Origin of the sequence: Flavobacterium sp. SLB02, assembly GCF_009664855.1 — a bacterium.
GTDB lineage: Bacteria > Bacteroidota > Bacteroidia > Flavobacteriales > Flavobacteriaceae > Flavobacterium.
The window spans coordinates 4,812,144-4,826,442 of the sequence record NZ_CP045928.1 but is presented as its reverse complement, the minus strand read 5'-3'; the positions used below and the strand labels follow the sequence as shown (position 1 = coordinate 4,826,442).

Below are 14,299 nucleotides of genomic sequence, written 5' to 3'. Positions count from 1 at the left end.
GCGGATAATAGGACTCGAACCTACACGCCTTGCGGCACCAGATCCTAAGTCTGGCATGTCTACCAATTTCACCATATCCGCTCAATTGTGGGTGCAAAGATAAACATAACTTCTAGATTTCAAAACATTTTTTGAAAAAAAATATTAATTCTCTTTTTCGTATTTTTGAAATTCTATAAAAATTATTTCAATGGAAAATATTAAGTCCTACGTTCAACAACATAAAGATCGCTTTATCAATGAGTTGATCGAATTATTAAAAATTCCGTCGGTAAGTGCCGACACTGCATATTCGCAAGATGTTATCGATACTGCCGAGGCGGTAAAGGAAAGTTTATCAAAAGCAGGCTGCGATTTAGTCGAAATTTGCGATACTCCGGGCTATCCAATCATTTATGGAGAGAAAATAATCGACCCAAATTTACCTACAGTTCTTGTTTACGGACATTATGATGTTCAACCACCAGATCCAATCGAATTATGGACATCGCCACCATTCGAACCCGTAATCAAAAAGACTGAAATTCATCCGGAAGGCGCAATTTTTGCTCGTGGCGCTTGCGATGACAAAGGACAAATGTACATGCACGTAAAAGCTTTGGAGCTTATGGTGCAAACCAATACTTTACCTTGTAACGTAAAATTCATGATCGAAGGCGAAGAAGAAGTAGGTTCAGCAAGTTTGGCCTGGTTCGTAGAACGCAATCAGGAAAAACTAAAAAACGACGTAATCCTAATTTCTGATACCGGAATGATCTCCAACCAACAACCGTCGATCACGACAGGTTTACGTGGTTTAAGTTATGTAGAAGTTGAGGTTACAGGTCCAAACCGCGATTTACATTCAGGTTTATACGGTGGGGCAGTAGCGAACCCAATCAATATTCTGGCAAAAATGATTGCTTCTTTGCATGACGAAGACAATCATATTACCATTCCTGGTTTCTACGATAAAGTTCAGGAATTATCTGCTGAAGAAAGAGCCGAAATGGCAAAAGCGCCTTTCAGCTTAGAAAAATATAAAAAAGCCTTAGACCTAAACGATGTTTACGGCGAAAAAGGATATGTAACCAACGAACGCAACTCAATCCGTCCAACATTAGACGTAAACGGAATCTGGGGCGGATACCAAGGCGAAGGAGCAAAAACCGTTATTGCGAGCAAAGCTTTCGCTAAAATCTCGATGCGTTTGGTTCCTAATCAGGATTGGGAAGAAATCACAGAATTGTTCACCAAACATTTCACCAGCATTGCTCCGTCCGGAGTTACCGTAAAAGTATCGCCGCACCACGGTGGGCAAGGTTATGTTACGCCAATTGACAGCGTTGGATATCAAGCGGCAAACAAAGCTTATACAGAGACTTTTGGAGTTCCTGCAATTCCGGTTCGTTCTGGAGGAAGTATCCCAATTGTAGCCTTGTTTGAGAAAGAATTAAAAAGCAAAACCATCCTTATGGGCTTTGGTTTAGACAGCGATGCGATTCACTCACCAAACGAGCACTTCGGAATCTTCAATTTCTTAAAAGGAATCGAAACTATTCCGTTGTTTTACAAATATTTCGTAGAGCTTTCTAAGTAGTTTAACCGCAAGGTCGCTAAGGTTTCGCAAAGCACGCAAAGTTTATTTTCCTGACAGGTTTCTAAAACCTGTTAGGTATTAAGATACAATCCGTTTATTCTTTAAGAGTAAGCGGATTTTTTTATGGGCGTTTCTTACGGTCGGGCTATCCGCTATATCTTTTTGTTTTTAAAGAAAAAACAAAAAGGATATCGCTCCTATCCCTAACACTTAAAGAAGATTCAAAGGTTTAAAAAGGTTCAAAGTTGCAAAGGCTCAAAGTGACAAAGGTTTTTCTCATCAGAATTGAATAGCCTCCAGCTTTAGCTAGGGGATTTTTTTAGATGAAAAGAATTGGCTTTAGCCAAAATTTTTAAACGCCTGAGAAATTATTCGGCTAAAGCCATTTTCTGCGCATTTATTTTAAACCCCAGCTAAAGCTGGAGCCTATTCAACGTTCGGCAAACTTGAAACCTGAAACCTGAAACAAAAAAAAAAGCTTTTTTCTTGCACATTAAAAAAATAACTCTACATTTGTAGAGCAACATCTATGAATGTAGAGTCAAAATAAAAATATGAAAAACCTTCTTTTACTATTTTTTTGCGGAATGATGCTTTTAAGTTGTAAAAGCAAACCTATCAATCAAAAGATTGATAAAAAGAAAGAAGGTCTTTGGGTTGATAATTATGAACAAGATAGTACGACATATAAATCGTTCGAATACTATAAGAATGATCAGCCGGTAAAAAAGTGGAAATCCTACATCAACGGAAAAATCTACAAAACCGAAAAATACAAAAACGGAATCTGTACCGTCAAATATTATTATGAAAACGGAAAACTACAATCAAAAGGAAAAACAAAAATCGAAGTCAATGCCGTAGAAACACATTGGTTCTATTTTGGAGATTGGAAATTCTATTCAGATAAAGGAAAATTAACCGAAATTAAAAAATACAATAACGGCGATTTAATTTCAGAAAAAGCAATAGAATAGGCCACGGGTTTAGCGGATTAAACGGATCTACGCGGTTTTTTTTAGAATATAGAATATAGAATATAGAATATAGAATATAGATTAATCGTAATCATCAAAAAAATCATTTTAATCATTCTAATCAGTGGCAAAAAAAAATCAGCAACTCAGAACCTTAGTAACTTAGAAACTTAAAAAAAATGCAACTATCAAACTCAGAAGAACAATTAATGGAACATCTTTGGAAGCTTGAAAAAGCTTTTATGAAAGATTTACTCGAAGCCTATCCCGAACCAAAACCCGCAACCACAACCGTTGCAACGCTTTTGAAACGAATGATCGATAAGAAATTCGTAGCCTATAACGAATTCGGAAATTCTCGAGAATATTATCCTTTGGTCGAAAAGACCGTTTATTTCTCGAAACACGTCAACGGATTAATCAGTAGTTTCTTTAATAATTCGGCATCACAATTTGCTTCTTTTTTTACCAAAGAAACCAATTTGTCAACATCAGAATTAGAAGAACTTAGAAAAATAATCGATTCAGAAATTCAAAAAAAGAAAAAATGATAGACTTCTTTATAAAATCGACGATTGCTTTAAGCGTTTTCCTGATTTTTTATCATTTGATATTGGAGCGGGAAAAAATGCATCAGTTTAATAGGTTTTTCTTATTGGCCAGCCTTTTGATTTCATTTGTCCTTCCATTTGTAACGATCGAAATAATTCAGGAAGTGTCAAATAGCAATACAGAAAATCTAATTATTCCAGGTCAAATTACTGCAAAAATCGTGGACGTGGACGAAAAAACACCTTTTTATGTTGTGTTAGGATGGACTATCTACGGTTTGGTAACGACAATTTTATTTTTTCGATTTATAACTAATCTGTATAATTTGATTAATAAAGGAAAAATCAATAATGTATTAGAATATCAAAATGCAAAATTGGTTTTGTTGCAAGAGAAAACACTTCCTTATACTTTTTTAAGCACCATTTTTATAAATGAAATGGATTATCAAAACAAAAAAATAGAAAAAGAGTTGTTTACGCACGAGTTAATTCATGTGAATCAAAAACATTCTTTAGATATTTTATTTATTGAAATAATCAAGATTGTTTTTTGGTTCAATCCAATTTTTATTTTTTACAAGAAAGCAATACAACTTAATCACGAATTTCTTGCCGATGATAAAGTAATTACATCACATAAAAATGTTTCGTTTTATCAGAATTTATTATTGTCAAAAGCAAATCAAGGTTCAATATATTACCTGGCCAGTAATTTAAATTATTCTGTAACTAAAAAAAGATTAATTATGATGACGACTACAACATCCAAAAAAATAACCTTTTTAAAGAAAACAGCACTTCTGCCTATAATGGCAATTTTAGTTTTCTTTTTATGTATTGAAACTGTTGCTCAGAAAAGTAAAACTGATGCAAAAACAGAGGGCATAACAAACGTTTCTAATATTGAAAAATACTATGCTAATACCGTTTTTGTTTTTAAAGAGGATAAAGCAAGTACGGCTACACAAAAAAAGTATGCTGAATTAACAGAAAGCGAGAAAAAGAGAATTCCTCCAGTACTGGCAATTCCTGCAAAAGTGGTAATTACCAAAAATATGCTGGAAAAATTTAAAGATGAATCTAAATACGCAGTTTGGGTTGATGGAATAAACATAGTCAATTCTAATTTGAATCAATACAAGGAAAATGATTTTGTTTACTACTACAATAGTTTCGTTTATAAAAATGCAAGAAGCAAAAAATTTCCACAAGAAAATCAAGTAAGCTTATATACAAATAAAGGTTTTGAGAATGCCTTTGAAAAAAATAAAAATGAAGGGCCAAAAATGATAGAAATTACTGGAAATAGTAAAAAGAGAAAATCTGATCAATTGGTAAAAATGGAGCGGGATCAAGACAAAGAATCTTTAGTAAAATCAGAATCAGAAATTCAATCTAATAATTCAATCGAAAAACAACCGGAATTTCCAGGAGGTATGCCGGCATTTTACAAATTCATTGGTAAAAATTTTAAAATACCAGAAGAAGCTTCAAAGAATAAAATTCAGGGAAAAATAGTTATAGAATTTATGGTAGAAAAAGACGGTACCCTCTCTGAATTTAAAATTCTAAAAGATTTAGGCTACGGGATAGGAGAAGAAGCGATAAAAATTCTAAAACTTTCTCCGGCATGGAATCCCGGCTCTGAAATGGGTAAGCCAGTTCGCGTTCTGTACACTTTGCCTATAACAATTCAAGATAACGAAACACCAAAAAAGTATAAGCTAGTAAAGGGAAGATATCAGAGAATGGATTTTCCACCAACCATTTTTGGAAATTAAAAACCATCTAAATTGTCTTTTAAATAAAAAAATCCGCTTCTAGTCAGTAGAAGCGGATAAAATTAAAAACTAAAAAAATTCTAAAAAAAAACCAACAAAACCAGACCCTAAAATAAGTCTGGATTATATCCAAAATAAGGCATATTTTGTTCATTAAAAACAACCCCATATTCCTCTAACTCTTTTAAAATAGGCTGGTAAACTTCTTTTTTTATCGGAAGCTGTACGCCCGGAGTTGTAATTTTTCCGTTCAAAATCAATAAAGTTGCCATTGCAACCGGTAAGCCAACGGTTTTTGCCATTGCAGTATAAGTTTGGTCGTCGCCAATACAAACCATTTTAGAATCGATTTGCTGTTTTTTACCATTCAGTTCGTAACCAAATTTATGGTACATGACAATCATATCTTTATCGTTAGGCTCAAGAGTCCAACTGTCTGATAAGATTTTTTCTAATATCTGAGCAGGAGTAGCATTAGGTAAATCGACCTTTTTGTCGGGATTAAATAAATCCAGTTCCAGAAGTTTGTCCCACATAATATCGTCCTGATCGATTTTTAAAATCAATCGCGTTTTAATCTCTACAGAATCTGTTGGATGATAAGGCAAAAACGAATTCACGAACTGGCGATAACTCATGTTTTCAGAATCTTCCATGATATAACTGTCATCTGTCATACCCAATTGTACAAACATATTCCATGCTTTCGAGTAACCCACTCTTCTAATCGTTCCGCGATATAAAGTCAGGATATCATCTAAACCGTAAATCGATCTGTATTTAAGCGAATCCCGGTTCGAATAGGCTTCGAATTTTCCGTAACCTTCTACCTCCAGAAATTCTGTTCTGCGAAAAACCGTTCCGTATGGGATATATTTATAAGTACCTTCCTGAATAAATTTTGCTGCGCCGCCTTGCCCAGCCAGAACTACATTTCGTGGCGCCCAGGTAAATTTGTAATTCCATAAATTATTATCACATTCGGGAGCGACTAATCCGCCGCAGAATGATTCAAAAAGTAACATATTACCACCTTTTGCCCTGATTTCGTCAATAACTTTCATGGCGCTCATGTGGTCGATTCCGGGATCAAGGCCAATCTCGTTCATAAAAATCAAATTGTTTTTCCTGGCTTCTTCGTCAAGCGCCTGCATGGCATCACTAATATAAGAAGCTGTAACAAGGTGTTTTTTGTATTCGATGCAATCTTTGGCGATTTCGATATGCAAATGAGCAGGCAACATCGAGATTACGATAGACGCTTTTTCGATTGCTGCTTTTCTTTCTTCGGTCTCAAAAATATTTAAAGCAATTGGAGTTGCATTGGGATGATTCTGAGTTTTTTTTTCGGCCAAAGCCAAAGACAAGTCAGCTACGACAAGGTGTAGGTTTTCGCTTTCTGATTTTGCTAATAAATAACGTATCAGCGACGATGCAGATCTTCCGGCTCCAAAGATTAAAATACTTCTCATTGTTTAAATTTGTAACACAAATATATTAAAATGTTAAATATATAACAATTTTAATTTTCAAAAAGTGTATTATTTTTTATTTTCGAGCCAAATTATAATGAATTTCTTTTTCCGGAAAAGATTTTTGAAAACTAAAATGCTTTTTAAAATGTATTGAAGTATTTTTGTTGGAGAATAAAAAGTATAGAAAATATGAAAAGAAGAATTGTTTTAGCAGCAGCTTTTATGGGAATGTTATCGATCATTTTGGGTGCTTTTGGCGCGCATTTACTGAAAAGATATTTATCTATAGAAGAGTTAAACACTTTTGAAGTTGGTGTTCGTTACCAAATGTATCATGCTCTCTTTTTACTTTTTCTTTCGACCAGAAAAGATATCGCTGAAAAAACTGTAAAAGCAATCTACAATTTGGTTGTTGCAGGTGTTCTTCTATTTAGTGGATCTATCTATTTATTAGCTACTAAAAGTCTTACAGTTTTCGATTTCAAAATTATCGTATTCGCAACTCCTTTGGGTGGTTTTCTATTAATCATTGCCTGGGCGGTGTTATTTGTTACGATTTTGAAGAGAAAATCATAAAATCCCGAATAAAAAATTCTATCTAAAAATTAATCTTTAATTTTGTCTCATAAATAACATATAATCTTATTTATGTGAATTTATCTTGTTTTTTACTTCAATATGTAAATAATATAACAAATTCATTTAATTGATTATAAGAAAGCAAATTTGAAGCCGTTATTTTTTTATTTTATTGAATTTAAAGATCAAATTTTACTTTATTAATATAAATAAAAGTAAAATTTAATTTTTTTTAAAGGATTAATAATAAATCTGTAATTTTGCTTCTTACTAAATATCACACACAACTTAAAATTTATGGACAGTCACACAGTTTTCTCGCAATCGATTTCGTTAAATGACTTAGGAATTGAAAATGCAAAAGTTCGTTACCAATTATCTGCTGATGAATTGCATGCGATCACTTTGCAATCAGGCCAAGGTGTCGAGAATTCTACAGGCGCATTGGCAATTAATACAGGTGAATTTACAGGGCGTTCTCCTCAGGATCGTTTTATTGTAAAAGATAGTATTACAGAGGATAAAGTTTGGTGGGGAAATGTAAATATTCCTTTTGACCCAACTGCTTTTGAAAAATTGTATAATAAGGTAACTCAGTTTTTATCAAACAAAGAAGTTTTCGTTCGCGATTCTTATGTTTGTTCTGATCCTAATTATAGATTAAATGTTCGTGTTGTTACAGAAACAGCCTGGTCGAATTTGTTTTGCTACAATATGTTCTTAAGGCCAGAAGAATCTGAACTTGCAAATTTTACTCCGGAATGGACAGTAGTTTGTGCTCCAAGTTTTATGGCAGATCCTGCTGTAGACGGAACACGCCAGTCTAATTTTGCTATTTTAGATTTTACTAAAAAAATAGCACTTATTGGAGGAACAGGTTATACAGGAGAAATGAAAAAAGGGATTTTCTCTGCTTTAAACTTCATCTTACCGGTTTTCGAAAATACTTTACCAATGCATTGCAGTGCCAATGTGGGTGAAGCCGGAGATACTGCTATTTTCTTTGGATTATCAGGAACAGGAAAAACAACTTTATCAGCAGATCCTGCACGTAAATTAATTGGAGACGATGAACACGGATGGACGGCAGAGAATACAGTCTTTAACTTCGAAGGCGGTTGTTACGCAAAAGTGATCAATTTAACCGAAGAAAACGAACCGGACATTTTTAGAGCGATCAAAAAAGGAGCGTTGTTAGAAAATGTGGTTTTCAAACCGGGAACAAACGAAGTAGATTATGATGATGTTTCTATCACTCAAAATACACGTGTAAGTTATCCAATAACACATATTGATAATATTCAGCCAGGCTCTATCGGGCACAATCCTAAAAATATATTTTTCTTAACGGCGGATTCTTTCGGAATCTTGCCTCCAATCTCAAAATTAACTCCAGGTCAGGCAGCGTACCATTTTATCTCAGGATATACGGCAAAAGTTGCAGGAACAGAGGCAGGGGTTACAGAACCACAGCCTAATTTCTCGGCTTGTTTTGGAGCACCATTTATGCCATTACACCCAACACGTTATGCCGAAATGCTAACCAAGAAAATGAAAGACGCAGATGTAAAAGTTTGGTTGATCAACACAGGTTGGACCGGTGGAGCATACGGGACAGGAACGCGTATGAAACTAAAATATACCCGTGCCATGATTACCGCTGCATTAAACGGAGAATTGGATCATGTAGAATATAAAAATCATGCAGTATTTGGAATCGCAAAACCACAGTCTTGCCCTAACGTTCCAAGTGAAATTTTAAATCCTAGAAATACTTGGGAAGATCCTGAGTTATACGATAAAAAAGCATTGGAATTGGCTCAGAAATTCAAAGCTAATTTCGCCAAATTTGAAGAGTTTGCCAACGCTGAAATTTTAGCCGGCGCACCGATTACGGAATAAGGAAGATTACTAATTCAAACTAAAAAAAGCTGTTCGTTATGAACAGCTTTTTTGTTATGTCTCAGTCTCAGTCTCAGTTTTCAGTCTCAGTCTTCAGTCACAGTTAAGAAATTGAAGACTGCGACTGAAAACTTATTTCTTAGCTTCGTCGATACGTTTCTGGATCAAATCCCAGGCGTAATAATGAAACGTCATTCCGTTGCTCATGGCTACGAAAAGACCGTTTTTGAAATTTCCTCCTAAATTTACACTGGTAACATCGGCACCATCACATTCAATAGTCGATGTTGGAATTTCAGCCAATAAACGATAATCGTTCGGGTTTCCTTTTGCACCTTCTCTTGGATACACCATAAAAGTATTCGCTTGCTGGTTGGATATTAAGATATATCCGGTAGAATCTGTTTTTTTATAAATAGCGATTCCTTCGTTATCGGCTTTGAAACCTGTTTTCCCAAAAAGGGCTATCTCTTTATTGTCATTCAAAGCAGGATCAGCTTTGTATTTTCTAATTCCGAATTGTTCGTCGCAATACAAAACAGTTCCTAATTCGTTATCAACGGCAATGGCTTCGATTTCTTTCTTTCCGCTATAAGCGCCAAACTTTCTAACCACTTTTGCTGTAGCAAATTTCCCGTTTCCGGAAAGTTCATATTGCCATAAATAGCTTCCTGATGGTCCTGATTTTCTGCCTACAATCGCAAAGATTTTACCATCACTTTTTCGGGTGTACAAAGCAATTCCCATTGGATCGCGTAATTCTTCGCCTTCAAAAACAGCAATTCCGCCATTATCGATTGCTTTTAGATCCGGTAAACTAAAAACTCTTATTTTGTTCGATTCACGTTCTGTGGTTACGGCAACATCTACTTTTTTTCCGTCGATTAGTAAGCCGTAAGCGATGTCAACATTATTAGGACGTTTTAAAACTTCTGATTTTGCAACAATTTTCCCTTTTAAATCAAAGGCATACAAACCGCCGTCGGTATCTTTATCTGTCCCTACGATAATACTTTTAGAAGCATCTGTTGGATGAATCCAGATCGAAGGATCATCTGTATCGTGAGGTAAAGCTTCGGTAACCACTGTAGGTTTTACTGCATTTGCAGCAACGGGAGCAAGTTTGTCATCTTTACAAGCGATGAATAAAGTACTTAAAAGTAAAAAAGCTATTATAGATTTATTTTTCATTATGGATTTCATTTAATAAAACTAGACAGAACTGCTAAGTTCTGTCTAATTTAAGCATTTTATAAATTGATTATTACAAGTCAAGTTTCAAACCAAAATTATATCTGGCCTGATAGTACTCTGCTTGTTTGGTATGCGCCTCAACTCCTTGGTAGTAACGTAAAGGCTGGTTAGTTAAATTGTTGGCTTCGGCAAAAAGACGAAGTTTAGGAGTAATCTTGTAAGAAGCATTGGCATCTAAGAAAAATTGTTTGTCGTAGTAACTGTCTTTATAAGATTCTGAACCTAATTCATCTAAATAATCTGAAGTAAAGTTGGTCGAAACTCTGGCAGAAAAACGTTTATTTTCCCAAGACAATGATCCGTTGAACATATGTGGCGTTGTACCCGGAAGACTGATGTTGTTTCTTTCGTTTCCGTCTTCATCGGCAATTCCTTTTGCTTTTGATTTTGTGTAGGTATAGTTCAAATAAATACCAAATCCTTTCAGGAATTTACCAGGAAGAAAATCTAACTGACGTTGAAAAGCAACTTCGAAACCATAAACGTCAACTGTATCTCCGTTTCTTGATTGCAGGAACGACCAGTTTTCTCCCGCTGGAATTGGATTAGTCTGATTAGGGAAATCAGCAGCAAATTTTGCAGCATCATATTGATTGTCACTATAATTGTAGATGAAATTATCTAATTTTTTATAGAAAACACCTCCTGAAATTAAACCAACAGATTTAAAATAATTCTCGGCCATGAAATCATAGTTGTAAGAGTAAGTTGCCTCAAGACCAGGATTTCCTGCTGTAATTTCTTTATCGGCAGCAATATTGTTTACATAAGGTGCCAATGCATAATAGTTCGGTCTTGCCAAAGCCGTTGTAACAGCAGCTCTTAAAATTAAATCTTTGGTAGCATTATATTGTAAAGAGATACTTGGCAATAAATTGGTATAAGAGTTTTTTGTGTTGATTTGGCTTTCTAATTCTTCTTCATCCAAAACACGGTTTCCGGTGTAATCTATATGAGTGTTTTCAACCCTGAAACCTAAAACCATTGATAGTTTATCATTAAAATCCTGATCCCATCTTACGTAAGCAGCATAAATACTTTCTTTGGCATTATAATTTACTGCTAAATATTCTGCAGGATCTGATGTTTTATCAAATAATGTTGAATTGTTTAAATCTAAACTTCCTAAAAAGCTTGCAGAGGCCAAAATTCCCGGAACATATTTACTACCCGGATTAAAGTTTTTTCCATCATAATAATTAGTAGGTACTTCAGATAATAATTCCATTCCGTCGTTGATTGGCTCGTAAGAATAGAACATATTATTTCTTTCCTTTTCTTTTAATCGAAGTCTTAATCCGGTTCTTAATCGTCCTTTTTCAGATGGAATAATGGTAAAAGGAAAACGAATATTAACCTTTGCTCCAAATTCGCTTTCGCTCGTTTCATCTGTGTTTTCTGTAACGGAGTCAAATTTGAATTTATCTGTAGATTCTCCAACTGTTGTCATCAAAGGAAATCTGATATCAGATAAATCTTCTGTCATTTCAAGACCTTTTTGACGGTATTCGATATAACGCTCCTGCGGACGATATTCTCTTGCTTTTGCATAGTTTGCTGACCAGTCTAAATCTAATTTAGAGTTGATTAAATGTTCTCCGCGAATCGAATAATTCTGCACACGCTGATCTTCTAATCTTCTGTTTTTATTACGATCATTGTCAACTCCACCTTTTGTCTGGCGTTTTACACGACCTTCAAAACCTGTAATTTGTTCGCCGTTATAAATAGGTTCAATATCGTCATAAGTCGTTCTAAAACGGTTTTCTCTGTCGTCTCTCCAGTTATAAATGGCATTGGCAAAAATGGTATTGTTTTCATCAAACTTATAATCTAAAGCTACAGATCCGCTGCGACGAATACGTTGTACATCATATTTTCTAATTTCTGAAGCTTGCAGGTACTCATTCCCGAATTTATCTTTTACCCATTCGTTTTCGATATTATCAGATCCGTAGTTTACGTTATTGTAAGATCCGCTAAAAACAGCTCCCAACTTATTATCTAAAAAACGATTTCCATAAACCAATCCTGCTGTATAAGTAGCGTGTTCGCGAATTGGCATATAGCCACCCGCAAGAGTTGCCGAGATTCTTTCACCATTTGGAGTTGCTCTTGTTACTAAATTTACAGAACCTCCAATAGCATCAGCATCCATATCTGAAGTCAGGGTTTTGTTAACTTCGATAGTCGAAATCATATCAGACGGAATTAAATCCATTTGAACGTTTCTGTTATCTCCTTCTGCAGACGGGATTCTGTCACCATTTAAAGTTACCGAGTTCAATGACGGAGCTAAACCTCTAATAATAATGTTACGTGCTTCACCCTGATCGTTTTGCATGGTGATACCCGGAACACGTTTTAAAGCGTCTCCAACATTGGCATCAGGGAAACGCCCCATTTGGTCAGATGAAATAATGTTTCCGATATTTTTACTGTTTTTTTGTTGGTTCAACGCTTTGGCCTGACCTTTTAAAATGTCTCCAACAACCACTTCGTTCAATTCAGTTCCCGAAGTTTTAAGTGCAAAATCAATTACGTTATTTTTGCCTTGTTCTACAGTAATTTCCTGTGTAATGGCGGTATATCCTATATATTTTACTTCTACTTTGTATGTTCCTACATTAATGTTCAATAATTCAAAACGACCATTATAATCTGAAACTGTGTATTTGTTTTCGCCTACAATTTGAATCATTGCTCCTGGTAAAGGAAGTTTGTCATCAACATCTAATACTTTTCCTGAGATTATGGCTTTTTGGGCATAACCCGAAAAGGCCAATAGCATGAATGTTACTACTAAATAAATTTTTTTCATTGTGTTTTAGTTTGTTTTGTTGCGAAACTAGAACCTTAATGTTATTAAAGACGTTGGAAAAAATTAAGGTAGTGTTATGATTCCCTCCTAACATTAGAAATAGATTAATGTTAAAATAACATTTAATAAAAATGAAATTTTTATGAGCGCAACAGAAAACAAATCAACTATTTAACACAGAATTAAATTTTTGGCGCTAAATTTGCCCTATCAATCATAATCAAAAATCATCAATCATGCTTAAACAATTTTTTATCCTGTGTTCAGGAGCTGATCGTGACCTGCTCGAAGGTTGCTCAGAAGGCGAACAAACCAAATATGTTGGTATTGGTGCCACGGTTTTCTTCACTGCCGTTATGGCTTTTTTGGCCAGTGCTTATGCGCTTTTTACTGTTTTTGACTCTATTTATCCGGCTATAGCTTTTGGGTTTGTATGGAGTTTACTGATTTTTAATCTGGACCGATTTATTGTTTCGACGATTAAAAAAAGAGATCGGTTTTTTGATGAATTTCTGCAAGCGACTCCCCGAATTATGTTGGCCGTTATTATTGCTATCGTAATTTCGAAACCTTTGGAGATTAAAATTTTCGAAAAAGAAATCAATACCGTTTTATTGAAGGAAAAAAATGAAATGGAATTGGCAAATAAAAAACAAGTGGGTAATTATTTCAAATCAGATTTAGATAAAAATAAAGCTGAAATTGCGGCTTTAAAAACAGATATTGTGAACAAAGAGAAAGAAGTAAATGCACTTTACTCTACTTATATCACAGAAGCTGAAGGAACTACCGGAACTAAAAAACTCGGAAAAGGTCCCGTTTATAAAGAAAAGCGAGAAAAACACGATGCCGCATTAAAAGAATTTGAAACTCTAAAAGCGACTAATGAAGCTAAAATTGCCGAGAAAGAAAAAGCAGGCAAACAATTACAAGCCGATTTAGATAAAAAAGTATCGCAAACACAACCCATCATTGAAGGTTTTGATGGTTTAATGGCGCGTATTAATGCATTGGATAAATTGCCCTGGTTACCGTCATTCTTTATTATGTTGTTGTTTTTAGCAATCGAAACGTCTCCAATTATTGCGAAACTTTTAGCTCCAAAAGGCGAATTCGATTTTAAACAAGAAGAAGCCGAAACTGCGATGAAAGCAACTTTGGCACAAAACAAATACCAACGTGATTTATTAGTAAAAACCAGTGCAGAAATGCATGATAAAGTATATGCTGATATCGCCGAAGATAAAAATCTATACGATCTGCAGCGTAAAAATGCAACGGAGTTATTAGAACTGCAATCGAATAGTTTTGTTGAAAAGCAGAAAGCAACTTTGTAAAAAGGCTTAATCGCAAAGGAATGCGCAAAGTTCGCAAGTT

Annotated in this window: 10 protein-coding genes and 1 tRNA gene; 7 read left to right on the top strand and 4 right to left on the bottom strand. The window is 34.8% G+C overall.

Annotated features, from left to right (window positions below; all coding sequences use genetic code 11):
• Window positions 1–81: transfer RNA gene (locus GIY83_RS18095), tRNA-Leu, on the bottom strand.
• A gap of 109 nt (window positions 82–190) precedes the next feature.
• Between GIY83_RS18095 and GIY83_RS18090 the strand changes: the two genes are divergently transcribed.
• The 4 genes from GIY83_RS18090 (at window position 191) to GIY83_RS18075 (ending at window position 4,891) form a co-directional block, all read left to right on the top strand.
• Complete coding sequence (locus GIY83_RS18090; protein WP_194620453.1) at window positions 191–1,579, top strand: dipeptidase; 1,389 nt, start codon at window positions 191–193, stop codon at window positions 1,577–1,579.
• Window positions 1,580–2,133: 554 nt separating this feature from the next.
• Window positions 2,134–2,556, top strand: coding sequence for a hypothetical protein (locus tag GIY83_RS18085; protein ID WP_228520628.1), 423 nt, complete (start codon window positions 2,134–2,136; stop codon window positions 2,554–2,556).
• Window positions 2,557–2,735: 179 nt separating this feature from the next.
• Window positions 2,736–3,107: a BlaI/MecI/CopY family transcriptional regulator gene (locus GIY83_RS18080; RefSeq protein WP_194620443.1), complete on the top strand. Its 372-nt coding sequence runs from the start codon at window positions 2,736–2,738 to the stop codon at window positions 3,105–3,107.
• A complete protein-coding gene (locus tag GIY83_RS18075; protein ID WP_208682736.1) occupies window positions 3,104–4,891 on the top strand; it encodes a M56 family metallopeptidase in 1,788 nt (595 codons plus the stop codon). Before GIY83_RS18080 ends, GIY83_RS18075 begins: the two co-directional genes overlap by 4 nt.
• Before the next feature lie 107 nt (window positions 4,892–4,998).
• On the opposite strand, the gene GIY83_RS18070 is transcribed toward GIY83_RS18075, so the two are convergent.
• Window positions 4,999–6,363: a saccharopine dehydrogenase family protein gene (locus GIY83_RS18070; protein ID WP_194620447.1), complete on the bottom strand. Its 1,365-nt coding sequence runs from the start codon at window positions 6,361–6,363 to the stop codon at window positions 4,999–5,001.
• A 192-nt stretch (window positions 6,364–6,555) separates the two neighbouring features.
• Here GIY83_RS18070 and GIY83_RS18065 point away from each other — a divergent pair, with 192 nt between their 5' ends.
• Together GIY83_RS18065 and pckA are read left to right on the top strand one after the other, a co-directional pair.
• Window positions 6,556–6,942, top strand: coding sequence for a DUF423 domain-containing protein (locus GIY83_RS18065; protein WP_194620449.1), 387 nt, complete (start codon window positions 6,556–6,558; stop codon window positions 6,940–6,942).
• Between the two features lie 300 nt (window positions 6,943–7,242).
• A complete protein-coding gene (gene pckA / locus GIY83_RS18060; RefSeq protein WP_194620451.1) occupies window positions 7,243–8,847 on the top strand; it encodes a phosphoenolpyruvate carboxykinase (ATP) in 1,605 nt (534 codons plus the stop codon).
• Between the two features lie 132 nt (window positions 8,848–8,979).
• Here the strand turns inward: pckA and GIY83_RS18055 are convergent, their stop codons facing one another.
• Together GIY83_RS18055 and GIY83_RS18050 are read right to left on the bottom strand one after the other, a co-directional pair.
• On the bottom strand, window positions 8,980–10,038 hold the full coding sequence (locus GIY83_RS18055; protein WP_208682734.1) for a phytase: 1,059 nt from the start codon (window positions 10,036–10,038) through the stop codon (window positions 8,980–8,982).
• A gap of 73 nt (window positions 10,039–10,111) precedes the next feature.
• Window positions 10,112–12,922 (bottom strand): TonB-dependent receptor, encoded by a 2,811-nt coding sequence (locus tag GIY83_RS18050; RefSeq protein WP_208682732.1) that lies wholly within the window; start codon window positions 12,920–12,922, stop codon window positions 10,112–10,114.
• 236 nt (window positions 12,923–13,158) lie between these two features.
• Between GIY83_RS18050 and GIY83_RS18045 the strand changes: the two genes are divergently transcribed.
• On the top strand, window positions 13,159–14,259 hold the full coding sequence (locus tag GIY83_RS18045) for a DUF4407 domain-containing protein (RefSeq protein ID WP_208682730.1): 1,101 nt from the start codon (window positions 13,159–13,161) through the stop codon (window positions 14,257–14,259).
• The last annotated feature ends 40 nt before the right edge of the window (window positions 14,260–14,299 follow it).

Coding starts and splice junctions, on each gene's coding strand:
- GIY83_RS18045 (WP_208682730.1), top strand. CDS start 13,159: ATGCTTAAACAATTTTTTATCCTGTGTTCAGGAGCTGATCGTGACCTG.
- GIY83_RS18085 (WP_228520628.1), top strand. CDS start 2,134: ATGAAAAACCTTCTTTTACTATTTTTTTGCGGAATGATGCTTTTAAGT.
- GIY83_RS18055 (WP_208682734.1), bottom strand. CDS start 10,038: ATGAAAAATAAATCTATAATAGCTTTTTTACTTTTAAGTACTTTATTC.
- GIY83_RS18075 (WP_208682736.1), top strand. CDS start 3,104: ATGATAGACTTCTTTATAAAATCGACGATTGCTTTAAGCGTTTTCCTG.
- GIY83_RS18090 (WP_194620453.1), top strand. CDS start 191: ATGGAAAATATTAAGTCCTACGTTCAACAACATAAAGATCGCTTTATC.
- GIY83_RS18050 (WP_208682732.1), bottom strand. CDS start 12,922: ATGAAAAAAATTTATTTAGTAGTAACATTCATGCTATTGGCCTTTTCG.
- GIY83_RS18065 (WP_194620449.1), top strand. CDS start 6,556: ATGAAAAGAAGAATTGTTTTAGCAGCAGCTTTTATGGGAATGTTATCG.
- pckA (WP_194620451.1), top strand. CDS start 7,243: ATGGACAGTCACACAGTTTTCTCGCAATCGATTTCGTTAAATGACTTA.
- GIY83_RS18080 (WP_194620443.1), top strand. CDS start 2,736: ATGCAACTATCAAACTCAGAAGAACAATTAATGGAACATCTTTGGAAG.
- GIY83_RS18070 (WP_194620447.1), bottom strand. CDS start 6,363: ATGAGAAGTATTTTAATCTTTGGAGCCGGAAGATCTGCATCGTCGCTG.